The following is a 22158-nucleotide window of genomic DNA, read 5'->3' on the forward strand; positions in this document are numbered from 1 at the left end:
CCCCCTTGAGGGGGAGATGTCCGGCAGGGCAGAGGGGGGTACCATCGCCGCCATCGCCATTCACTCCGCCGCGATCATCAAAGTTTCAAGCGCGATGGAAAGCCGTCCGTCGAGATTGCGCACCGGAATGGTCCGCACCTCTCCTTCATCCGCCCCCAGCGCCTTGCCGGTTTCCAGCGAAATCACCCAATTGTGCAAGGGGCACGTCACCGAAGCCCCGTGCACGATGCCCTGGGAGAGCGGCCCGCCCTTGTGCGGGCAATGATCCTCGATCGCGAAGACTTGATTTTCCGCCGTGCGGAACACGGCGATCTTGCCCATCGGCGTTTTCACGCAACGCGCGCCGCGCAGCGGAATGTCTAAGATATCGCCAATATCGATCCAGTTGCTGTCCATCGTTCTCACTCCGCCGCCGCATTGAAACCGATTGCCGCCATGGGCCTGAATTCATGCTTGTCATGGCCGGACACCCGTTCCGACCAGGGATCGACCTGCGCGAATTTCTGGCTGAAGACGAAGCGGTCGAAATAGGCTTTGCGCTTTTCGGCATCGTCCATGATCTGGCGGCGAACCTCGTCGTAACCGATGCGTTTCGCCCATTTGTAGATGCGCTCCAGATAGCGCGCCTGTTCGCGGTACATCTGGGTCAGCGCCACGATATGCTCCAGCGCCTCATCCTCGGTTTTGACGAGGCCGAGCACTTCCGTGCCCTTGATATCGAGACCAGCGGCACCGGCGAAATGGATTTCGAAACCGGAGTCGACGCAGATGACGCCGATATCCTTGCAGGTGGCCTCCGCGCAATTGCGCGGACAGCCGGAAACGGCGAGCTTCAACTTGGCCGGCGTCCAGGAACCCCACATGAATTTTTCGATGCGGATGCCAAGGCCGGTCGAATCCTGCGTGCCGAAGCGGCACCATTGCTGGCCCACACAGGTTTTTACCGTGCGCAAACCTTTGGCATAAGCCTGGCCGGAAATGAATCCGGCCTTGCCGAGATCGGCCCAGACGGCGGGCAAATCCTCCTTCTCGATGCCGAGCAGATCGATGCGCTGGCCGCCCGTCACCTTCACCATCGGGATTTCGAATTTATCGACCACATCGGCGATCGCCCGAAGTTCGGACGAGGAGGTGACGCCGCCCCACATGCGCGGCACAACGGAATAGGTGCCGTCCTTCTGGATATTGGCGTGGACGCGCTCATTGATGAAGCGTGACTGGTAGTCGTCGGCATACTCGTCCGGCCAGTCGCAGACGAGGTAATAATTGAGCGCCGGCCGGCACTTGGCGCAGCCGCAGGAGGTTTTCCATTCCAGTTCCTGCATCACGGCGGGGATGGTCTTCAGCCCCTTGGCCTTGATCAGCCGGCGCACATCGTCATGGCCGAGATCGGTGCATTTGCACATGGGCTGCACGGCGGCGGGGTTGTAGCTGTCGCCGAGCGTCAGCGTCATCAGCCGCTCGACAAGGCCGGTACAATTGCCGCAGGAGGCGGAGGCCTTGGTGTGGGCGCGCACATCGTCGAGCGACGTCAGCCCCTTCGAAGTGATGGCCGTGGTGATCTTGCCCTTGCACACGCCGTTGCAGCCGCAGATTTCCGCATCATCCGGCAAGGCTGCAACGGCCGCCATAGGGTCCAGCGGCGACCCTCCCTGATAGGCCTGGCCGAAGATCAGGGTTTCGCGCATGGCGGAAATATCGGTGGATTTCTTCATCAGGTCGAAGAACCACGACCCATCCGCCGTCTCGCCATAGAGCACCGCGCCGATGATGCGGTTTTCCTTGAGGATAAGGCGCTTGTAGACACCGGCGGTGGCATCGCGCAGCACGATTTCCTCGCGGTCGTCGCCTTCGGCGAAATCGCCGGCGGAAAACAGGTTGATGCCGGTGACCTTCAATTTCGTATTGGTGACGGAGCCGTGATATTCGGCCGATCCGCCGCATAAGCGGTCGGCCAGCACCCGCGCCGATTCATAAAGCGGCGCGACGAGGCCGTAGCACATGCCGCGATGCTCGGCGCATTCGCCGAGCGCGTAAATCGACGCGTCCGACGTCATCATGCCGTCATCCACGACGATGCCGCGATTGACGGCAAGGCCGGCTTCCTTGGCGAGACCCGATGCGGGACGGATACCGACCGCCATCACCACCATATCACCCTTGATGACCCGGCCGTCTTCCAGCTCGATGCCCTCGACCTTCTCCTCACCCAGAATGCATTTGGTATTGGCCTTGGTGATGATGTCGATGCCACGCTCATTCAGCGCCTTTTCGAGAAGATAGGCCGCTGCCGGGTCGAGCTGACGCTCCATGATCGTCGGCATCAGGTGGATGACAGTGACATCCATCCCCTGACGCTTCAGGCCATAGGCCGCCTCCAGCCCGAGAAGGCCCGCGCCGATGACGATGGCGCGGCCCTTGCCCTCGGCGATCTTCAGCATCTTCGTCACATCGTCGAGATCGCGATAGGCGAGCACGCCGGGCAACTGGTGGCCGGGAACGGGGATGATGAAGGGCGACGAGCCGGTGGCGATCACCAGCCTGTCGTAGGAGGCCATGATGCCGTTTTCGCTGGTGACGGTCTTCCTGTCACGGTCGATGCCGGTGACTTTCGCGCCCTTGTGCAGCGTCACCTTGTTGGCAGCGTACCATTCGTCATCATGGATGACGATATCCTCATAGCTCTTCTCGCCTGAAAGCACCGGCGAAAGCATGATGCGGTCGTAATTGACACGCGGTTCGGCGTTGAAAATGGTGACATCGTAAAGGCCGGGGGCGGTTTCGAACAGGTTTTCCAGCATGCGCCCCGGCGCCATGCCATTGCCAATGATGACGAGTTTCTGCGTCATGGTCGTTACTCCGCGGCTTCAACGAAGCGGTGACGTTCGTAAAGGAACTTCAGCACGGCCTCGCGGCATTTGAGGTAAGTCTTGTCGGAGGCAAGCTCGATTCGGTTGCGCGGGCGGGCCAGCGGCACGTCCAGCACTTCGCCGATATGGGCGGCGGGGCCGTTGGTCATCATCACGATGCGGTCGGAGAGCAGCACGGCCTCGTCCACATCATGGGTGATCATGACCATGGTATTGCCGAGCCGGGCATGAATTTCCATCACGGCATCCTGAAGATGGGCGCGGGTCAGCGCGTCCAGCGCCCCGAAAGGCTCGTCCAGCAGCAGGATTTTCGGTTCCATGGCGAGCGCCCGGGCGATGCCGACACGCTGCTTCATGCCGCCGGAAATTTCCGAAGGCTTCTTGTCTTTCGCGTGTGCCATCTGCACGAGATCGAGATTGCGCATGACCCAGTCATGCCGCTCGGCCCGCGTTTTCGTGTTGCGGAAGACCTTCTCGACGGCGAGGTTGACGTTTTCATAAACAGAGAGCCAGGGCAGCAGGCTGTGGTTCTGGAACACGACAGCCCGCTCCGGACCAGGCTCATTGACCTCGCGGTTTTCGAGAAGGACCGCGCCGGCGGACACTTTCGTCAGCCCGGCGATGAGGTTGAGCATGGTGGATTTGCCACAGCCGGAATGACCGATGACGGAAACGAATTCGCCTTTTTCAATGGTGAGGTTGATGCCTTTCAGCACCTCGGCGCGGGAGCCGCCCTTGTCGAAATATTTGTCGATATGATCGAGCTTCAGATAAGCGTTCATGATTGATTTCTCCTCTGGCGCAATTCCGGACGGAAAACCGGTTCCCACTTTTCCTGGAATTGCTTTCCCTCTCAATTCGCCGCAGCGCCGCGGGTGATGACCTTGCCGAGCGCCGCCACCAGCTTGTCGAGCACGAAGCCGACGACGCCGATATAGACGAGCGCCACGATGATGTCGGGCAGGCGCGAGGAGTTCCACGCATCCCAGATGAAGAAGCCGATGCCGACACCGCCGGTCAGCATTTCCGCCGCGACGATCGCGAGCCATGAAAGGCCGACACCAATGCGCAGGCCGGTGAAGATGTAGGGTGCGGCCGAAGGCAGCATGATCTTGAAGAAGAATTCCAGCTGGTTGAGCCGCAGCACCTGCGCCACGTTCCTGTAATCCTGCGGAATGTTGCGCACGCCCACCGCCGTATTGATGATGACCGGCCAGATGGAGGTGATGAAGATCACGAAAATGGCGGAGGGGTTGCTGTCCTGAAACGCGGCCAGCGACAGCGGCAGCCAGGCAAGCGGCGGCACGGTGCGCAGCACCTGAAAGATCGGGTCGAGACCGCGCATGGCCCAGACCGACTGGCCAATCACCGCGCCGAGGATGATGCCGGCGATGGCGGCAAGGCCGAACCCATAGGCCACACGCTCCAGCGAAACCAGCACACGCCAGCCGAGCCCGATATCCTGCGAACCGTTATGGAAAAACGGTGATACGATGAGATCGTAGCTTTCCTCGAAGACCTGGCTCGGCGGCGGCAGCGACGAGCCGGGGGCGGAACAGAGCAGCTGCCAGACGCCGAGCAGAACGGCAAGAACGATGAATGGCGGGATGATGTTGCGCGCGGCGACGGCACCCCATTTGCGCAGATCGATCCGCGGCACGGCTTTCGGGGCGAGCGCCACGACGTTTGCCTTCTGTGCCACTGGCTGCTGCGGCTCTTCCTTGAAATTTCTGGCCAATGCGGACATGGGCGTTTCCTCTTTATTTCGGTTGCGGTCTGGGTCTCGCCCCTCACCCGGTCTTCAGTCTCAGCCGGTGGACGGTGGGAACTGGCGAATGAGGGGCGACACCCGGTCTCCTCCTCAGGAGGCCGCTTTGATGGAAAGGCTTTCGAGATAGGCGGACGGATTTTCAGGGTCGAAGACCTTGCCGTCGAAGAAGGTTTCCTTGCCCCTGGAGGTTGAGGCGGGAAGATCGGCAATACCGAGATCCTTGGCGGCTTCGCGCCAGATATCCTCACGGTTGACCTTCGCAACCAGCGCCTTCACATCGGTGTCAGGCGCAAATTTGCCCCAGCGGATGTTTTCCGCGATGAACCAGCTGTCATGGCTGCGGAAGGGATAAGAAGCGTGATCCTGCCAGAACTTCATCTGCAAGCCGGTATTTTCCGTGATGCGACCGTTGCCGTAATTGATATTGCCCTTGAGGCGGCCGAGAACATCCTTCGGCGGTACGTTGAACCATTGGCGCTTACCAAGGAGGGTGGACATCTCCTCCTTGTTCGCCATCTCATCGCACCATTGTTGCGCCTCCATCACGGCCATCAGCAGGGCCTTGGTGGCGTTGGGGTTCTTTTCCACCCAGTCGGCGCGCATGCCGAGCGCCTTTTCCGGATGGCCCTTCCAGAGTTCCCCGGTGGTACAGGCGGTGAAACCGATGCCCTGGTTGACGAGCTGTTCGTTCCAGGGCTCGCCCACACAGAAGACGTCCATATTGCCGACCTTCATGTTGGCGACCATCTGCGGCGGCGGAACGACGATGGTGGAGACATCCTTGTCCGGGTCGATGCCGCCGGCGGCGAGCCAGTAGCGGATCCAAAGATCATGCGTGCCGCCGGGGAAGGTCATGGCGGCCTTGATTTCCTTGCCTTCGGCCTTCTTCTTTTCGAAAGCCGCCTTCAGCTTGGAAGCATCGAGCTGAACGCCGGTTTCGGCATATTCCTTGGCGACGGAAATGCCCTGGCTGTCGAGGTTGAGGCGGGCGATGAGGGCCATCGGCACCGGCACATTGTTCTGGGTTACCTTGCCCGTGTGCATGAGATAGGGCATCGGTGTCAGAATATGAGCGCCATCAATGCCGTTCGATGCACCGCCGAGCACGAGATTGTCGCGCGTCGCACCCCAGGATGCCTGTTTGAGAACCTCGACGTCAGGCATGCCATGCTTTGCGAAAAGTCCCTTTTCGGCTGCGATGATGAGCGGAGCGGCATCCGTGAGCGCGATGAAGCCGAGTTTCGCACCCTTCACTTCCGGCTCGGCCGTGGCGGCAAAAGCGCCGGATGGAAAGGCCGTGCGCACGGCGCTGACAAGGGCTGCGGTGGCTGTCGTCTTCAGTATCGTGCGGCGGCTGACGGCGCCGGAGAATATCTTTTTCATTCGCATGTTCCCCTTATTGAGCCACCTCGGCGGGTGACGTTTTCGCTTGCGAAAAAACCTGAAAATAAAAAAACGCCGCTTGGTGTTTGCACCGGCGGAACGGGAGGTGTTCCGGGTAGCAAAACCTTGCGACGTCTGTGTCTTCTGAAAGCGCCTATGCCGCGCCCTGCTTGCCCCGATCGCCGTTGACCGGTGCGAAAACCAAGAGGCAAGAGGCATGCCAGTTTATATAGACGTAGTCATAATATTGAAAATAAACAGTATTTTTTGAAATTCAGCCGACTGGGCAAAATTTAATCAGATAAAAACATGGCTTCGCTTTGTGCAGAAGAAAAAGAGCAGCGCTTGAAATTTACGCAGCACGCCTGCGCTGGCGGCTGTCAGGTCTCGCCTGGGGAGGGAGAAAAGCGGGAGGAGCTGCGCACGGCGAAACCGTTCACATAAGCCTGAATATCGGCCGGATCGAAAACGAGGCCATCGACGAAACGATCGCCCTCTTCCTGTCCTTCGATGCGGATATCGGCCCCGGCCGGTGCGTTGGCATCGCCCAGCGCCGCCCGATAGATATCCGGCCGGTAGGCAGACAAGGCGGCCTCCACACCGGCCTGCGAAAATTCCGCCTGGCCCCAGCGGATCATCTGGCTGTAGATCCACAGCGCCTGGCTTTGGCGCGGATAATTGGCATGGCCTCCATGGAAGATGAAATAATCGTCAATCACCCGGCGATTGCCCACGCTGTCAATACTGAACTCACCGGCAAGCACATGGCGGATGATGCTTTCCGGCGCTCCGATATAACGGGGACCGGCAAGCACACGGCTCAGCTCATCGTGATTTTCCGCAAGATCGCACCAGCGTGCGGCGGCATCAAGCGCGCTCAATAGCCGGCTGACGGTTTCCTGCTGGCTTTCCGCCCATTCAGGCCGCATGCCGATGACCTTTTCCGGCGCGGACGGCCACAGATCCTGCTTCGCCGCAACGATCCGGCCGACCCCGCGTTCGGCGGCGACGATGTTCCATGGCGCGCCGACGCAGAAACCGTCGATGGCGCCTGCCGCCAGCGCGTCCGATGTCAACGGCGGCGGCACCACCACAAGCTTGACGTCATGGTCCGGATGAATGCCGCCGGCAGCAAGCCAATAGCGGAATTCGTAATTATGCGAGGAAAACGGATAGGTCATGCCGAGCGTCGGCGGCGCCTCGCCGCGTGCCCGCACGTCATCGAGCACTCGTTTCAGCGCCTCGGCATTTTCGAGCGCTCCCGCGGTCTCCGAAAGCCCCGTCAGCGCCTTCATCCGGGCAAAAAGCCGGCTCGACAGCGTGATTGCATTGCCGCCGCGGCCAAGCGAAAACGGCGTGATCGTCGGCGACGGATTGGAGCCGAGGCCAAGCATGGAGGCGACCGGCATCGGCGACAGCATATGGGCGATGTCGAATTGCCGGAATGCCAGCCGGTCGCGCACATTCGCCCAGGATACATCCTTGACGAGATCGAGTGACAGGCCTTCGCGTTCGGCGAAGCCGAATTCGGCCGCAGCGATCAGAACGGATGCATCGACGAGCGGGATAAAACCTGCACGCAGGACTTTCTGGCGGTCGCCGCCCACGATTGCCGGCGCGCCAACCGCTTGTGTTGCTCCGCCATCTGATCCGGCCGTTTTTTCCGGTGCCGCCATATCATACACTCCACATTGTCCGACCGGCGGGTTCGTCACATCAACAGACCGGCCGCGGTGACCACGCTTTGCGCAATCTCGGAAATCTTCTTTTTCTCGTTCATCGCGGTCTGCCGCAGAAGGGCAAAGGCTTCCTCTTCGGAGAGACCGCGCATCTTCATCAGGATGCCCTTGGCCCGCTCGATGACCTTGCGCTCCTCCAGCGCCGATTTCGCTTCGGCAAGCTCCCGCTGCAAGCGGCTGAAGGCGTTGAAGCGGCTGACCGCCATGTCGAGAATGGGCTTGACCCTCTCCTTCTTCAGCCCGTCGACGACATAGGCGGAGACGCCGGCCTCGACGGCCGCCTCGATCGAGGCCGTGTCGGAACGATCGACAAACATGGCAATCGGGCGGCCCACGGTGCGGGTCAGCTGGAACAGGTGCTCCATCATGTCACGGTTGGGGTTCTCAAGATCGATGAAGATGACATCGGGCTGCAGCGTCTCGATGGTGCGCGCCACCCCGTTGACCTCATGGATGACCGTGACGCGGTGATAGCCCGCCTCGCGCAGCCCCTCTTCGATGATGGAGGCGCGGATCGCGTTTTCGTCTATGACAAGAATGGTAAGGTCGCGAAGCGTCATGTCAGCATTGATGACGCAGCGCAGCAAACTTGGCAATCGGCTGCGGATGCAAAAAATCGATGGGGCAGCAAGCGCCGTTTTCTTGCCCGCTGCCCGTCATGTCAGGATGCGTGTTCCACGGCGCGCTCCAGCGCCTTCAACACCGTCCGCTCGGAGAGATTGAGATAGATTTCCATCTCGTCGCCGGCCTCTGCAGCCTTGCCTTCCTCCATCAGCGACAGGATCTTGCTGTTCATGTCCACGAAAGGGGAATGCAGCTGTTCGGGATCTTTCAGCAACCCGAAACAAAGCCGAAGTTCCGCGGCAATGCGCTCGTAAAAATCGCTGAGACGGGCACTGTCGAGAAGATCGACCACGGCGGCGTGAAATTTCATGTTGGCGCTGCCCACGCCCAGCCAGTCGGCCTCTGCGCGTTTCAACTTCGCATCCTCAACCGCCGCATGCATGATCCGGATGGCGGGGTGCTTGTGCCATGCCTGGCGAAGCGCGCCACATTCCACCATACGCCGCACCCGGTAAATATCGATCACCGACGCCATGGTCGGAACAGCGACGAAAACGCCGCGATTGGCCTCGTGGCGCAACAGGCCGTCCTTCGTCAGAAGCCGGAAGGCTTCGCGCAACGAATTGCGGGAAACGTCGAAACGTTCGCTGAAGGCTGCCTCGGAAAGGCGCTGACCCGGCATCAGCTCGCCGGAGATCAGCAGGGTGCGGATACCCTTGGCCAATCGATCCGCAAGCGGCAGACCCTCTATCGTTTCCGTCATGGCGCTCCTTTCCTAAGAGCAATGCAGCATCGGGAATTCCGTGACAGGCATGTTCGGACACGGCATGATTGCCCATAGCACAAAGCATTAGCAAAGCACGAAAAAAAGGTGATGAATTCATGCGCATAACGTCCAACAAATGAACAAAATAAAAGAACGATTATTATTTATTGTTGAACAATATTGACAATTTCGCGGAACAGGACAAGATCGACCGCATAAAGCATCCGCGAGGGGCGGATTGCGACAGGAGCGGAGAAAATCCATGGAGCAGAAAAAGCTCTCGCCCGCCGACCCGAACGAGGGTGCACAAAAGGCGAAAAACCAACGTTATGCCCTGCTTTCGGCAATGTTCCTGATGTCGATGTCGGCCGTCGGGCCGGGCTTCATCACGCAGACTGCGAATTTCACGGTGAAACTGGGCGCCGCCTTCGCATTCGCCATCATTATTTCCATCCTGATCGATTTCGTCGTGCAGGCCAATATCTGGCGCATCGTCACCATTACCCGCATGCGGGCGCCGGCGATTGCCAATGCCGCCATTCCGGGCTCGGGTTATCTGCTCGCCGTCCTCGTCATCATCGGCGGCCTGTTCTTCAACATCGGCAATATCGGCGGCGCCGGCCTCGGCTTCAACGCCATGATCGATCTCGATCCGAAGATCGGCGGCGCCATCGGTGCGCTGGCGGCCATCGGCATCTTCCTGTCCCGTCGCGCGGGCATCGCCATGGACCGCGTGGTTTTCGTTGCCGCCTTCGTCAAGCTGGCGCTGATCCTTTATGCGGCATATGTCTCCGGCCCGCCGGTAGCGGAAGCCTTCCGCCAGACCTTCCTGCCCGATACCATCGATTTCGTCACCATCACCACCATCGTCGGCGGCACGGTGGGCGGTTACATCACCTATGCCGGCGCGCATCGCCTGCTGGACAAGGGCATGGTCGGCGTTGAAAATATCAGCGCGGTCAATCGCGCAGCACTGAGCGGCATCGCGATCACCGGCGTGCTGCGCTACATCCTGTTCCTCGCCATTTTGGGCGTGGTCGCCAGCGGCGTGGTCATCGACCTTTCCGGCAAGGCGGCAAACCCCGCCGGCCAGGCTTTCCACGCCGCCGCCGGCGATATCGGCTTCCGCCTCTTCGGTGCGGTCTTCCTAGCCTCTGCCATGACCAGCATTATCGGCGCAGCCTATACGTCCGTGTCGTTCCTCACCGCGTTCAAGCCGGACATCACGGAACGGCAACGCAATTTCGCGACTGTCGGCTTCATCGCCATTTCGCTGATTGCCTATATCATCATCACCACACCGCCTGCGGCCATGCTCGTCTTCGTCGGCGGCCTTAACGGTCTCGTTCTGCCGATCGGTCTTTCGATCTTCATGTACGCCGCCTGGAAACGCGCCGACCTGATGCACGGCTATTATTACCCGCGCTGGCTGCTCGTGCTTGGCGTGCTGACCTGCATACTCACCTGGTATATGGCCTATAAGTCGGCGGGTGCGATCTTCGCCCTGCTCGGCTACTGACAATAAAGGGAGGCAAACATGGCCGCTATCGATCTCAACAGCGATCTTGGCGAAAGTTACGGCGCATGGCGCATGGGAGATGACGCAGCGATGCTCGCCGTCGTTTCCAGCGCCAACATCGCCTGCGGTTTTCACGCCGGCGACCCTGCCGGCATCTACCGCACCGTCAAGGCCGCTGCCGAAAAGGGCGTGGTCGTCGGCGCCCATGTCTCCTATCCGGACCGCGTCGGCTTTGGCCGCCGCGATCTGGACGCAACTTCGGAAGAGCTGATTGCCGATGTCATTTACCAGATCGGCGCGCTGAAAGGCGTTGCCGCCGCCGCCGGAACCACGGTGCGTTACGTCAAGCCGCATGGCGCGCTCTATAACCGCATCGCCAATGATGCGAAACAGGGACAGGCGGTCATCGACGGCATCAAGGCCATCGATCCCTCGCTGGTGCTGATGGGCCTTGCCAATGCGCCCATACTCGATCTTGCCCGGAAGTCTGGCCTTTCCGTCGTCGCCGAAGCCTTTGCGGATCGTGCCTACACACCCCAGGGCCAGCTCGTCTCCCGCCGGGAAGCCGGCGCCGTGCTGCATGATACGGCAGAAATTGCCGGCCGCATGGTGCAGCTTGCCCGCGAAGGCACGCTGGAGGCCATCGATGGCAGCATCATAAACATCGAAGCGCAATCCATCTGCGTGCATGGCGACAGCCCCGGCGCCGTCGCCATCGCCCAGGAAATCCGCCGCCGTTTCGAGGCGGAAGGCATCGCAATCCGATCCTTCGCATCCACTCTCTAAAGGGCGGCTATGACCATACCGACATCCTTTCTGAACCATACCGATGCGGAAGCGGCGCGACAGGCTCGCGCCGCCTATCGCGACGGTCTTGTCGCCCCCACGTCGGGCATCGCACCCGGCTTCACGCAGGCGAACATGATCGTGCTGCCGCGCGACTGGGCCTTCGATTTCCTGCTTTATGCGCAGCGTAATCCCAAACCCTGCCCTGTTCTTGACGTCTCCGATCCCGGCTCGCCCACCACGCTTCTGGCGCCCGGCGCCGATCTGCGGACAGACCTGCCGCTTTACCGCATCTGGCGCGACGGCAAGCTTGCCGAAGAAACGGCGGATGCCACCGCCGCCTGGTCGGAGCGTGACGATCTCGTCGCTTTCCTGATCGGCTGCAGCTTCACCTTCGAAACACCGATGGTGGAAGCGGGAATCGAGATCCGCCACATGACCGACAAGAGCAATGTGCCGATGTATCTCACCAACCGGCCCTGCCGCCCGGCCGGCCGGCTGAAGGGCAACATGGTCGTTTCCATGCGGCCGATCCCGGCTTCACGCGTGGCCGACGCGGCCACCATTTCCGGACGTTTTCCAGCCGTGCACGGCGCGCCCGTACATGTCGGCGCGCCGGAGGAGATCGGTATTTCCGATCTTGCCCGGCCTGATTTCGGCGATGCGGTGCGGATCGAGCCGGGCGAGGTTCCGGTATTCTGGGCCTGCGGCGTCACCCCGCAGGCCGCCGTGATGGCGTCCGGCGTGCCCTTCGCCATCACCCACGCCCCTGGCCACATGTTCATCACCGACATTCCCGATTCCGCCTATCACGCATGAGGATATGATGCGTTTTCTTCCCGTCAGCCTCACCACCATTCTTGTCGAACTGGCCGATCTCGATGAAACGCTAGCGCTTTTTGCTTCGCTTCAGAGTGATCCGGTCGAAGGCATTGAAGAGACCGTGCCGGCTGCCCGCACGCTTATGATCCGCTTTCGCCCCGAAAAGATCGACCCCGACGCGCTGGCCGCGCGGCTGGCAAGCCGTGATCTCTCGGCAAAAATCGCGCCGTCGGACAATGTCGTCGAAATCCCGGTCCATTATAACGGTGAAGACCTGGCCGACGTTGCCGAACTGACCGGCATGAGCGTCGAAGAGATCATCCGCCGCCATACCGAAAGCGAGTTCACCGTGGCGTTCTGCGGCTTCGCTCCCGGTTTCGGTTATCTGGTCGGCGGCGATCCGGCATTGCATGTGCCGCGCCGGCAAAGCCCGCGCACCCGCATTCCGGCCGGTTCCGTGGCACTCGCCGGCGCATTTAGCGGCGTCTATCCGCAAAACAGCCCCGGCGGCTGGCAGATCATCGGCACCACGCCGGTGAAGATGTGGGACATAGGCCGCGATCCGGGCGCGCTTTTCCAGCCGGGTTACCGGGTGCGTTTCTTCGACATGGACAAGGCCGGCGGAACGGCCGATATTTCCGTCCCGGCGCCGCCCAGCATCAAGAAAGAGCCTGCAAAAGACAGCCCGCATTTCGAGGTGCTCGCCGCACCCATGCCCGCCATCTTCCAGGATCTCGGCCGCTTCGGCCAGACAGGACAGGGCGTATCGGCCTCCGGCGCGCTGGATCGCGGCGCGTTCAATGCCGCAAACCGCATCGTCGGCAATCCCGTCAATACGCCATGCCTTGAGCTGACGCTCGGCGGCTTTTCCTTCAAAAGCACGAGCCGCACTGTGATCGGCGTCGCCGGTGCGCCCTGCCCCATCACGATCACCACCACGGATCGCAGCTTTGCGGCCAAGACCCATGGTCCAGTCTCCCTCGAGCCCGGCGATGTGGTCACTTTCGGCCAACCGCCGAAGGGCATGCGCTGTTATCTTGCCGTCCGCGGCGGGTTCGACGTCGAACCGGTGCTTGGCAGCTTTGCCACGGACACGCTGGCTGTCGTCGGTCCTGAACCCGTGGGTGCAGGTGCCGTCCTGCGGCTCAAGGGCGAAAAATCTGGCCTTTCCAGCGTGTCGACCGACGAGGTTCCAGCCTTCGAACCACCGGCAACCGGCGAGGTCGTGACGCTGGACGTCGTTCTTGGCCCCCGCACCGACTGGTTCACGCAAAAAGGTGTCGAGACCCTGACTGGCCAGCTCTGGCAGGTCACCCCGCAATCCAACCGCGTCGGCATCCGCCTTGCCGGCGACGTGCCGGTGGAACGCAAGGACAGCGCCGAGTTGCCGAGCGAGGGCACAGCGACGGGGGCGATCCAGATTCCCCATAGCGGCCAGCCGGTTCTCTTCCTTGCGGATCACCCGCTGACCGGCGGTTATCCCGTCATCGGCGCGGTGGCGGAGTATCAGCTCGATCTTGCCGGGCAGATCCCGGTCAATGCCAAAATCAGATTCCGCCCGATCGGCCCCTTCGCCGAAATCGCGGCCAAGAACATAAAATTCCAAGGAGAAAAGCGATGAAAAAAGTGCTGATTGCCAATCGCGGCGAGATCGCGGTGCGCATCATCCGCGCCTGTCGCGATTACGGTCTGCAATCGGTGGCCGTTTATGCCGATCCCGATCAGGATGCACTTTTCGTCCGCTTAGCGGATGAGGCTTACGGGCTTGAGGGCGTGCGCCCGGCCGAGACCTATCTCGATATCGCCAAGCTGATCGCGATTGCCAGACGCGCCGGCGCGGATGCCGTGCATCCGGGTTACGGATTTCTGTCCGAACGCGCCGAATTTGCGCAGGCCGTACTTGACGCCGGCCTCATCTGGATCGGCCCGGACCCGCAGGTCATCGAGGCGCTGGGCGACAAGGTCGAGGCGCGGCGCATCGCCACCGGTGTCGGCGCGCCGCTGGTTGCCGGCAGTGACGGCCCGGTCTCTTCCGCCGCCGAAGTCACCGCCTTTGCCGAACAGCACGGCCTGCCTGTCGCCATCAAGGCGGCGCATGGCGGTGGCGGACGCGGTCTGAAAGTCGCCTGGAAGATGGAAGAGATCGCCGACCTCTACGAATCTGCCGTGCGCGAGGCGACCGCCGCCTTCGGCCGCGGCGAGTGTTTCCTCGAACGTTTCCTAGACCGGCCACGCCATATCGAGGCGCAGGTTCTGGCCGACAAACATGGCAATGTGCTCGTCCTCGGCACCCGCGACTGCTCGCTGCAGCGCCGGAACCAGAAGCTGATCGAAGAGGCGCCCGCCCCGTTCCTGTCAAACGAACAGCGGCAGAAAATCCACGCGGCCGCCAAGGCGATCTGCGCCGCAGCCGGTTACTCCGGCGCCGGCACCGTGGAATTCCTGCTCGGCGTCGATGGCACGATTTCCTTCCTCGAGGTCAATACGCGCCTGCAGGTGGAACATCCCGTTACCGAGGAAACCACCGGCATTGATCTTGTCATCGAGCAGTTTCGTATTGCCGAAGGCCACAAGCTTCCTGTGCTTGAAACGCCGGAACCGCGTGGCCATTCAATGGAGTTCCGCATCAATGCCGAAGACCCCGGCCGCGGCTTTCTGCCGACACCCGGCTCGATCTCGGTTTTCGACGCACCCTCCGGCCCCGGCATTCGCATGGATAGCGGCGTCACCAGCGGCTCCAGCGTTCCGGGCGTGTTCGACTCGCTGATGGCGAAGCTCATCGTCACCGGTGCCGACCGCGATCAGGTCCTGCGCCGGGCGCGGCGAGCGCTGAAGGAATTTCGCATCGAAGGCATTGCCACCGTTCTGCCGTTCCACCGTGCCGCAATCGAGACGGACGACTTTATCGGCACCGATGGTTTCAAGGTTCACACCCGCTGGATCGAGACCGATTTCGCCACCATGCCGGATGCCATGGAACGCCCGGCACCGGCCGACGATCCGTCGATCACCCGCACCTATATCGAAATCGACGGCAAGCGTGTTCCGGTCGGTCTGCCCAGCATTCTGCTTTCCAGCCTCGGCAGCGTCAGCGGCGGCAATGCATCGGTTTCCGGCACTGCGGTCGAGAAAAAGGAAGGTGAAATCTCCGCCCCCGTTTCCGGTACTTTGCAGTCCTTCAAGGTGAAAGACGGCGACGCGGTTTCAGAAGGTGATCTTCTGGCGGTCATGGAAGCCATGAAGATGGAGACGCAAATTGTCGCCACCAGGGCCGGCAAGGTCCGTCTGATCGTCAAGGAAGGCGATTACCTGCAGGCGGGGACAGCCCTTCTCGATATAGTCGGCTAATATACGACCGGCGCGCCGACCTCACAATCGCAGATCTGGCAGCATCGGCGGCGGAACCCTTTCGCCGCCGGTCCGTTTATGGCGCGACCTGCTAACCATCGTGAGGGAAATATGGCCGGACGCACCTTGCTTCAGTTCTTCCATTGGTATTATCCGGACGGAGGGAAATTATGGAGCGAGGTGGCCGAAAAGGCCGAAAACCTTGCCAAAATGGGCATTACCGATGTCTGGTTGCCACCCGCCTACAAAGGTGCCGCAGGCGGTTATTCGGTCGGTTACGACACCTACGATCTCTTCGACCTCGGCGAATTCGACCAGAAGGGCACCGTCGCCACCAAATATGGCGATCGTGCGGCCCTCGAAAATGCCGGCCGGACGCTGAAGGACAACGGCATTCGTGTCATTCATGACGTCGTTCTCAACCACAAGATGGGTGCGGATGAAAAGGAAAAGGTGCGGGTCCGCCGCGTCAATCCCGAAGACCGTACCGAGATAGATGATGAGGATTTCCCGGCGACCGCCTATACGCGCTTCACCTTTCCCGGCCGCAACGGCAAACATTCGAAATTCATCTGGGACCTGAAGTGCTTCAGCGGTGTCGACCATATCGAGGAGCCGACCGAAGACGGTATTTTCCGCCTCGTCAACGAATATGGCGACGGGGAATGGAATGAGGAGGTCGATCAGGAAAACGGCAATTTCGACTATCTGATGGGCGCGGACGTGGAGTTCCGGAACCGGGCGGTCTATGAGGAACTCAAATATTGGGGCCGCTGGCTCTCCGAGCAGGTGCAGGTGGACGGCTTCCGCCTGGATGCCGCCAAACATATTCCGGCGTGGTTCTTCCGAGATTGGGTCGGCCACATGCGCGAAACGGTCGATCCCGATCTTTTCGTCGTGGCCGAATATTGGCACCCCGATCTCGAGGCGCTGAAAAGCTATCTCGATCTGGTCGACAAGCAGCTGATGCTGTTCGACGTCGCCCTTCACCACAGCTTTCACGATGCTTCGAAACAGGGCGGCGATTTCGACATGCGCGGCATCTTCGACGGCTCGCTGGTATCGGCCGTTCCCGATCATGCCGTCACGCTGGTCGACAATCACGATACCCAGCCGCTGCAATCTCTCGAAGCACCGGTGGAACCCTGGTTCAAACCGCTGGCCTATGCGATCATTCTATTGCGGCAAGAGGGGGTGCCCTGCGTCTTTTATCCCGATCTGTTCGGCACGAGCTACACCGACACCGGCAATGACGGCAACGAGTATAAAATCGATTTGCCGGCCATCGAATGCCTGCCGAAGCTCGTCGAAGCCCGCAGCCGTTTCGCCAACGGTCCGCAGACGGACATTCTCGATGATCCAAGCTGCATCGCCTTTATCCGCCACGGCACCGCCGATGAACCCGGCTGCGTTGTGGTGCTGTCGAATGGTGAACCGGCGGAAAAGCAGATTGATCTTGGTCCGGACCATGCCGGCACCGTCTGGCGTGACTTTCTCGGACACCGCGATGAACAGGTCATCCTCGACGCTGACGGCAAAGGCGCCTTCCACACCAATGGCGGCAGCGTCAGCGTCTGGGTTCCGGCGGATTCCGGCTGAGGACAATCGCCGGGAAAATTCCCCTAGTCACTGGATACGAGGCGGCGCGGACCCGCGCCGTCATCGGCCAGGACATCGTTCGGATTGCGCAACGGACAGTCATCCAGGGAGAGGCAGCCGCAACCGATGCAGCCTGTCAGCTGGTCTCGCAGCGTGACGAGACTGTTGATCCGAAGCTGAAGCATCTCGCGCCAGGACTGCGAGAAGCGACGCCAGTCCGCCGTCGTCGCCACCCTGTCCTGCGGCAGATCCGCCATTGCGTCCCGGATGATGCTGAGCTGGATGCCGGCGCGCTGCGCGATGCGGATAATGGCGATGCGCCGTAGGACAGCACGATGATAACGGCGCTGATTGCCGGAAGTGCGCCAGCCTTCGATCAGCCCTTTCGCCTCATAAAAATGAATGGTGGAAACGGCGATGCCGCTGCGACGCGCCACTTCTCCCACCGTCAGGCTGTGTTTAAAGACGGTATTTTCCATTCCGGCTCCTGTCTGCGGGACGATTTCCGCCTGGAAAACGCGGAAACATATTCAAAGAGCAGCCGGTATAATTCCTCAACCATAGTTGAGGTCAATAGGGAGGCCGGGCAAAAAAAGAGGCGCCAGCGGCGCCCCTTGAATCTTGTCACCGGGTCGGATCAGAACTTCGCCGTCATGCTGATCCAGAAACGGCGGCCTTCCATCACCGTGTTGAAATCATCGGTGCCGACATCCTTGTCGAAGACATTGTAGACAGCGGCATTGAAGTCGAGATTTTCGGCAACCGCGTATTTCGCACCGATATCGAGGGTGGTGTAGGCCTCATATTTGCGTCCGGCCATGCCATTGATCGTTACCGGCGTGCCGTTGGTGCCGATGCGTGGGCCGGCATTGATTTCCGATCCGTGATAATTCAGCGAGGCCCAGGCTTCCAGACCATCTATCGGTGTCACCCAGTCGCCGCGCAGATTGGCCATATGTTCCGGTGTCCGCGCCAGCGGGAAACCCTCATAATCGCCAGTCTTCTGTTCGGAATGCGTGTAGGTATAGTTGCCGCGCAGCGTCAGTTCCGGCGTCGCATACCAGGTCGCCGTCAGCTCCACGCCCTGAATGACCGCATCGTCGATATTGTAATTGTACCAGAGGCGATAATTGCGGTCCTCGCTCCAACGGGCCGGCGTCCCATCCGGATTGAGGACCAGCGCGTTGGAAATCTTGTCCTTGAAATCGGTGTAGAAATAGGTGGCGCCAAGTGCGACGTCACCATTGTCCCAGAGAGCTGCCACTTCGTAGCTCGTGCTCTTTTCCGCTTCTAGGCCCGGATCGCCGATGATCACGCCGCAGGTGCCGCTCGGACCATAGGTGCAGCCGCCGCCGCCCGTCGTATAGGCATAACCCGGTGCGATCTGGCGGATTTCCGGCGCACGGAACCCGGTGGAAACGCCGCCCTTGATGGTCAGTTCCTCCGTCGCACTCCAGACGCCATAAAGGCGCGGGCTGAAATGATTGCCGTATTTTTCATGATTATCGAGACGAAGTCCGCCGGTCAGCGCGAAATTATCGACGATGCGCCACTCATCCTCGACAAAAAGCGCCCATTGCGTCGCCGAAAAGGTTTCATCGAGACCGGTGCGGCGTCCCGGATTCTGGTCCGTCAGCCGCGCTTCGAAATATTGGCCGCCGGTGACCAGCGTATGATTGCCGAACAATTCAAACGGCGTGGTGAACTTGCCGTCGAGAACGGAATTGCGCACCTCGGGCGAGCGCGGATTTTCGGTCACCCGTCCCGTGCGGATATTTCTGGTGAAATTGGTCCGCTCCGCCCATTCCTGCTGGAACGAGAATTCGGACGTGATCGGCCCCCAGCGGCCGGTATGCGACAGCGACCAGTGATCACGCGTATTGGTGTTGTAGGTGCCGTTGGCATCCGTCGCGGCCAGCGTCTCGCCGGGTTCGGCGTCGCGACGCAGCCGGGTCTTGCCACCCTCCAGATAGATGTCGTGGTCCTCATTGGGCGTGAAGGTCAGGCGGCCGTTGAAATCATATTCCTTGGCGCCGGTGGTGCCGCTCAGGACACGGTCCTCACCGCGCGTGAAGCCCCTGCCCCAGACCTGCAGGCCGAGCCGGTCCTTGAGGATCGGTCCGTTGGCATACCAGGAAACCTGACCGCTATTGCCGAATTTGGAATGCTGCTGGGCCGTACCCTCGGTGGTGACGGAACCCGACCAGACATCGCCGACCTTGCGGGTGATGATATTGATGACGCCGCCCATGGCATCCGAACCATAAAGCGAGGACATCGGCCCGCGCACCACCTCGATACGTTCGATCGCCGAAACCGGCGGCACGAAGCTCTGTTCAAAACCGGAATTGCCGTTGGTGCGGGCATCGCGCGTACTCTGCCGCTTGCCGTCAACGAGGATCAGCGTGTAAGCGCCGGGCAGACCGCGAATGAAAACATCCTTTTCATTGGCAATGCCGGTCACGGAAACACCCTGCACTTCCCGCAGCGCATCGGTCAGATCGCGATAGGAGCCCTTTTCCAGATCTTCGCGCGTCACCACCGTGATGCTGGCCGGCGCATCCTTCACATTCTGCTCGAAGCCGGATGCGGTAACGACGATCTGCTGAAGAACGGTGCTTTCACCGGAAGCCTGCTGCGCGAAAGCCGGAAAAGCAAGGCTCAAAGCCGTTCCCGCCATTGCTGCCGAAAGACCGGCCTTTATTGTTGTCGTCGCCATTTCACGGCCGCGGTACTTCAATTCCATGTTATGCCCCCGCATTTAACTTGAGAATTTAACCCCACTTATTTAGGAGGGGGTGCGGGCGCAACGCGTTTGTTTTCGAACAGTTCTAAATTCCAGAAATTGCAAAAAGGGTTCTCCGCAGCAGCGGCGGAATAAAAAAACGCAAGATGACAACCGGCAAGAGAAAAGCAGAGCCCGCTTCCCCAACAAAACCCGACAGGCTTGGACAGCTGAAATTACTTGTCGCTTTCGATGCGTTGTTGCGGGAGGGCAGTGTCAGCCGGGCTGCTGCGGGCATGGGACTGCCGACATCTTCAATGAGCCGGATATTGCAGCAGCTCCGGGAAAAATATGGCGACCAGCTTTTTTTGCGCACCGGCCAGGGCCTGCGCCCGACCCCCTTTGCCGAAACCATGCGGCTGCGCATCCGCTCGCTGGCGGCGGAAGCGGAAAATCTGATCGATTATTCGCAGGAGAAACCGGAGGGAGCGGCCATCCCGAGAAAAAGCGGCTGGGAGCAGCCGGTGCTGATGAAAGCGCCGCCGCTTTCGCTTCGTCCCAGCGTTCTTCTAGAGGGACAGCCCACACCGGAGCATATCGCCGACCGTCTCGCGCGCATCGGTCACAATGCCGATCCGCGGCACCGGCTTGCCAAATATATCGCGACGTCTGCGATGGGCATTGGCAATAGCCGCCCGCTCGCCCAGGAGGAGGCCCTGGACGCGCTGTCGATCATTCTCGAGGGCGAAGCTGACCCAATCCAGATCGGCGCGCTGCTCGCCACCATGCATTATCGCGGCGTGACCGCGGCGGAGCTTGCCGGGTTCATCGAGGCCATGTGGCAGCATATCGAAAGAGACCGGCAACGGCCCGCCGCCGTCGATCTCGACTGGCCGGCCTATATGTCGCCGAAACATCGCGATGCACCCTGGTTTCTGCATTCCGCCCGCCTGGTTGCCATGGCGGGATATTCCGTCCTCTTGCATGGTCACGTGGGACAGGGAGACAATGGCGGCAAGCTTGAACTTGCCGCACAGGCCTGCGGCATTCCGCTTTGCCAATCGCTTGCGCAGGCGGCGGAGGCCACGGCATCGGAACGGATCGCGTACCTGCCGATCGGCGGACTGTCGCCGCAGTTCCAGAGCCTGCTCGGCTTGCACGCCATTCTGGAAATGCGCCTGCCGCTCAACACCGTCGTGCATCTTCTCAATCCGCTCCGTGCCAAAAGCGCCATGATTGGCGTCGCGCGCCCCTCCTATCAGGAACTTCACCGCGATACCGCGCGGCTGCTTTCGGTGGAGAACCTCGCCATTCTCGGCAATACGCGGGATTTTGCGCAATTCACGCCGTTTCGCAGCACCCGGATTTTTGGCCTTGCAAAGGGCAAGGACGTCGAGTTCATCATTCCCGCCCGCGAAGCGCCGCCGGCCGAAATGCCGACCATGTTCACTACCTTCGAATATTGGCGCGCGGTCTGGACGGGGGCTGCGAGGGACGAAAGGGCCGAAACCATCATTATTTCCACGGCCGCCATCGCGCTGATGCTGGTCAACGACATGGCGCTACCCTTCGAGGCCGCCTATGCCCGCAGCCTTCAGCTCTGGAACGACAGGACACGCAGCCTGTGCGGTGCCTGACGGCGGCAGGTCGGATATTGACGAGCGTTTTTTAGCGCCGGCCGCTCTTATAGCATACAGCAAAAACAATGCCGGTAGTTGCCTGTTGCAACTCTATCCGGTCCGCGCTTTCCTGGGCACTCTATTGTCACCTGCCCGCCGTGCTCCACCGGATACTCAGACAGTGTCCTCTATGGAGGAACTATATTGCACATAGTTCGGACTTGGTTTGCCTTCGACGATTTCGGGTGGTCGCCCCGACCCACCGGTCAGGTGGCCGCTATTTTCAAGCCCCACCTTCACCAGGCTTGCAATGGCCCCGTGCCGGGGCAATGCGTTGTCCGCCATATAAAGAGCGATGGCCAGCTCCATCTCATCCGGAAAAATCATCAGCTCAGCGATCCATTAAAACGATGAGAGGGAAACGCTGAACGTTGGTGAAGGTTCAATCCATCGTCCCCGGGTCCAATGCTGACGCAGCGATATTTTCCGCCCTGTCAGCCAACGTTTCCGGGTGTGGATAACCGGTGCAATGACGCTTTAACCTTCCAGACCTCAGTACCTGGAGCAGATCCGGTGGCAGGAGGGATTCCTGTTTTCTGCAAATCATGATTCACTCCATTTATGACGAAGCGCCGCCTGCCCATGTC

General features: G+C 60.6%; 18 protein-coding genes. 7 read left to right on the forward strand and 11 right to left on the reverse strand.

Annotation, left to right across the window (positions count from 1 at the left end):
* Positions 1 to 60: 60 nt before the first annotated feature.
* The 8 genes from nirD to ACI2KA_RS23490 all read right to left on the reverse strand — a co-directional run bounded on the left by nirD (position 61) and on the right by ACI2KA_RS23490 (position 9090).
* Positions 61 to 396 (reverse strand): nitrite reductase small subunit NirD, encoded by a 336-nt coding sequence (gene nirD / locus ACI2KA_RS23455; RefSeq protein WP_404504867.1) that lies wholly within the window; start codon positions 394 to 396, stop codon positions 61 to 63.
* A 5-nt stretch (positions 397 to 401) separates the two neighbouring features.
* Positions 402 to 2849, reverse strand: coding sequence for a nitrite reductase large subunit NirB (gene nirB, locus ACI2KA_RS23460; protein ID WP_404504868.1), 2448 nt, complete (start codon positions 2847 to 2849; stop codon positions 402 to 404).
* Positions 2850 to 2854: 5 nt separating this feature from the next.
* Positions 2855 to 3652, reverse strand: coding sequence for an ABC transporter ATP-binding protein (locus ACI2KA_RS23465; protein WP_035225183.1), 798 nt, complete (start codon positions 3650 to 3652; stop codon positions 2855 to 2857).
* 71 nt (positions 3653 to 3723) lie between these two features.
* Positions 3724 to 4617: a nitrate ABC transporter permease gene (ntrB, locus tag ACI2KA_RS23470; RefSeq protein ID WP_404504869.1), complete on the reverse strand. Its 894-nt coding sequence runs from the start codon at positions 4615 to 4617 to the stop codon at positions 3724 to 3726.
* 114 nt (positions 4618 to 4731) lie between these two features.
* Positions 4732 to 6024, reverse strand: a complete 1293-nt coding sequence (locus ACI2KA_RS23475; RefSeq protein WP_404504870.1) for a CmpA/NrtA family ABC transporter substrate-binding protein — start codon at positions 6022 to 6024, stop codon at positions 4732 to 4734.
* Positions 6025 to 6404: 380 nt separating this feature from the next.
* Positions 6405 to 7700, reverse strand: a complete 1296-nt coding sequence (locus ACI2KA_RS23480) for a CmpA/NrtA family ABC transporter substrate-binding protein (protein WP_404504871.1) — start codon at positions 7698 to 7700, stop codon at positions 6405 to 6407.
* 35 nt (positions 7701 to 7735) lie between these two features.
* Complete coding sequence (locus ACI2KA_RS23485) at positions 7736 to 8323, reverse strand: ANTAR domain-containing response regulator (RefSeq protein WP_003519752.1); 588 nt, start codon at positions 8321 to 8323, stop codon at positions 7736 to 7738.
* Positions 8324 to 8424: 101 nt separating this feature from the next.
* Positions 8425 to 9090: a GntR family transcriptional regulator gene (locus tag ACI2KA_RS23490; RefSeq protein WP_404504872.1), complete on the reverse strand. Its 666-nt coding sequence runs from the start codon at positions 9088 to 9090 to the stop codon at positions 8425 to 8427.
* Between the two features lie 265 nt (positions 9091 to 9355).
* Between ACI2KA_RS23490 and ACI2KA_RS23495 the strand changes: the two genes are divergently transcribed.
* The 6 genes from ACI2KA_RS23495 (at position 9356) to amyA (ending at position 17167) form a co-directional block, all read left to right on the forward strand.
* Positions 9356 to 10612, forward strand: a complete 1257-nt coding sequence (locus ACI2KA_RS23495) for an NRAMP family divalent metal transporter (RefSeq protein WP_404504873.1) — start codon at positions 9356 to 9358, stop codon at positions 10610 to 10612.
* A gap of 18 nt (positions 10613 to 10630) precedes the next feature.
* The gene (locus ACI2KA_RS23500; RefSeq protein ID WP_404504874.1) at positions 10631 to 11398 is read left to right on the forward strand and encodes a LamB/YcsF family protein; all 768 of its coding nucleotides are present in this window, start codon (positions 10631 to 10633) and stop codon (positions 11396 to 11398) included.
* Positions 11399 to 11407: 9 nt separating this feature from the next.
* Entirely contained in the window at positions 11408 to 12217 is an 810-nt protein-coding gene (locus ACI2KA_RS23505) for a putative hydro-lyase (protein WP_404504875.1), read from the forward strand.
* Between the two features lie 7 nt (positions 12218 to 12224).
* Positions 12225 to 13841, forward strand: coding sequence for a 5-oxoprolinase/urea amidolyase family protein (locus tag ACI2KA_RS23510; protein WP_404504876.1), 1617 nt, complete (start codon positions 12225 to 12227; stop codon positions 13839 to 13841).
* A complete protein-coding gene (locus tag ACI2KA_RS23515; RefSeq protein ID WP_404504877.1) occupies positions 13838 to 15568 on the forward strand; it encodes an acetyl/propionyl/methylcrotonyl-CoA carboxylase subunit alpha in 1731 nt (576 codons plus the stop codon). The genes ACI2KA_RS23510 and ACI2KA_RS23515 overlap by 4 nt, the downstream gene beginning before the upstream one ends.
* A gap of 111 nt (positions 15569 to 15679) precedes the next feature.
* Positions 15680 to 17167, forward strand: a complete 1488-nt coding sequence (gene amyA / locus ACI2KA_RS23520) for an alpha-amylase (protein WP_404504878.1) — start codon at positions 15680 to 15682, stop codon at positions 17165 to 17167.
* Positions 17168 to 17190: 23 nt separating this feature from the next.
* On the opposite strand, the gene soxR is transcribed toward amyA, so the two are convergent.
* Complete coding sequence (gene soxR / locus ACI2KA_RS23525) at positions 17191 to 17646, reverse strand: redox-sensitive transcriptional activator SoxR (protein ID WP_404504879.1); 456 nt, start codon at positions 17644 to 17646, stop codon at positions 17191 to 17193.
* Positions 17647 to 17804: 158 nt separating this feature from the next.
* The gene (locus ACI2KA_RS23530) at positions 17805 to 19913 is read right to left on the reverse strand and encodes a TonB-dependent receptor domain-containing protein (RefSeq protein WP_404504880.1); all 2109 of its coding nucleotides are present in this window, start codon (positions 19911 to 19913) and stop codon (positions 17805 to 17807) included.
* A 146-nt stretch (positions 19914 to 20059) separates the two neighbouring features.
* On the opposite strand from ACI2KA_RS23530, the gene ACI2KA_RS23535 reads away from it, so the two are divergent.
* Complete coding sequence (locus ACI2KA_RS23535) at positions 20060 to 21529, forward strand: glycosyl transferase family protein (RefSeq protein ID WP_404504881.1); 1470 nt, start codon at positions 20060 to 20062, stop codon at positions 21527 to 21529.
* A 156-nt stretch (positions 21530 to 21685) separates the two neighbouring features.
* Here ACI2KA_RS23535 and ACI2KA_RS23540 read toward each other — a convergent pair whose 3' ends face one another.
* Complete coding sequence (locus ACI2KA_RS23540; protein WP_404504882.1) at positions 21686 to 21898, reverse strand: hypothetical protein; 213 nt, start codon at positions 21896 to 21898, stop codon at positions 21686 to 21688.
* Between the last annotated feature and the right edge of the window lie 260 nt (positions 21899 to 22158).

Source organism: Agrobacterium sp. NPDC089420, assembly GCF_044900305.1.
Taxonomy (GTDB): Bacteria; Pseudomonadota; Alphaproteobacteria; order Rhizobiales; family Rhizobiaceae; genus Agrobacterium.

What these genes read in the sequence shown, in the direction of transcription:
- nirD (WP_404504867.1), bottom strand. Translation starts at nt 396, where the DNA reads ATGGACAGCAACTGGATCGATATTGGCGATATCTTAGACATTCCGCTG.
- nirB (WP_404504868.1), bottom strand. Translation starts at nt 2,849, where the DNA reads ATGACGCAGAAACTCGTCATCATTGGCAATGGCATGGCGCCGGGGCGC.
- ACI2KA_RS23465 (WP_035225183.1), bottom strand. Translation starts at nt 3,652, where the DNA reads ATGAACGCTTATCTGAAGCTCGATCATATCGACAAATATTTCGACAAG.
- ntrB (WP_404504869.1), bottom strand. Translation starts at nt 4,617, where the DNA reads ATGTCCGCATTGGCCAGAAATTTCAAGGAAGAGCCGCAGCAGCCAGTG.
- ACI2KA_RS23475 (WP_404504870.1), bottom strand. Translation starts at nt 6,024, where the DNA reads ATGAAAAAGATATTCTCCGGCGCCGTCAGCCGCCGCACGATACTGAAG.
- ACI2KA_RS23480 (WP_404504871.1), bottom strand. Translation starts at nt 7,700, where the DNA reads ATGGCGGCACCGGAAAAAACGGCCGGATCAGATGGCGGAGCAACACAA.
- ACI2KA_RS23485 (WP_003519752.1), bottom strand. Translation starts at nt 8,323, where the DNA reads ATGACGCTTCGCGACCTTACCATTCTTGTCATAGACGAAAACGCGATC.
- ACI2KA_RS23490 (WP_404504872.1), bottom strand. Translation starts at nt 9,090, where the DNA reads ATGACGGAAACGATAGAGGGTCTGCCGCTTGCGGATCGATTGGCCAAG.
- ACI2KA_RS23495 (WP_404504873.1), top strand. Translation starts at nt 9,356, where the DNA reads ATGGAGCAGAAAAAGCTCTCGCCCGCCGACCCGAACGAGGGTGCACAA.
- ACI2KA_RS23500 (WP_404504874.1), top strand. Translation starts at nt 10,631, where the DNA reads ATGGCCGCTATCGATCTCAACAGCGATCTTGGCGAAAGTTACGGCGCA.
- ACI2KA_RS23505 (WP_404504875.1), top strand. Translation starts at nt 11,408, where the DNA reads ATGACCATACCGACATCCTTTCTGAACCATACCGATGCGGAAGCGGCG.
- ACI2KA_RS23510 (WP_404504876.1), top strand. Translation starts at nt 12,225, where the DNA reads ATGCGTTTTCTTCCCGTCAGCCTCACCACCATTCTTGTCGAACTGGCC.
- ACI2KA_RS23515 (WP_404504877.1), top strand. Translation starts at nt 13,838, where the DNA reads ATGAAAAAAGTGCTGATTGCCAATCGCGGCGAGATCGCGGTGCGCATC.
- amyA (WP_404504878.1), top strand. Translation starts at nt 15,680, where the DNA reads ATGGCCGGACGCACCTTGCTTCAGTTCTTCCATTGGTATTATCCGGAC.
- soxR (WP_404504879.1), bottom strand. Translation starts at nt 17,646, where the DNA reads ATGGAAAATACCGTCTTTAAACACAGCCTGACGGTGGGAGAAGTGGCG.
- ACI2KA_RS23530 (WP_404504880.1), bottom strand. Translation starts at nt 19,913, where the DNA reads ATGGAATTGAAGTACCGCGGCCGTGAAATGGCGACGACAACAATAAAG.
- ACI2KA_RS23535 (WP_404504881.1), top strand. Translation starts at nt 20,060, where the DNA reads ATGACAACCGGCAAGAGAAAAGCAGAGCCCGCTTCCCCAACAAAACCC.
- ACI2KA_RS23540 (WP_404504882.1), bottom strand. Translation starts at nt 21,898, where the DNA reads ATGATTTTTCCGGATGAGATGGAGCTGGCCATCGCTCTTTATATGGCG.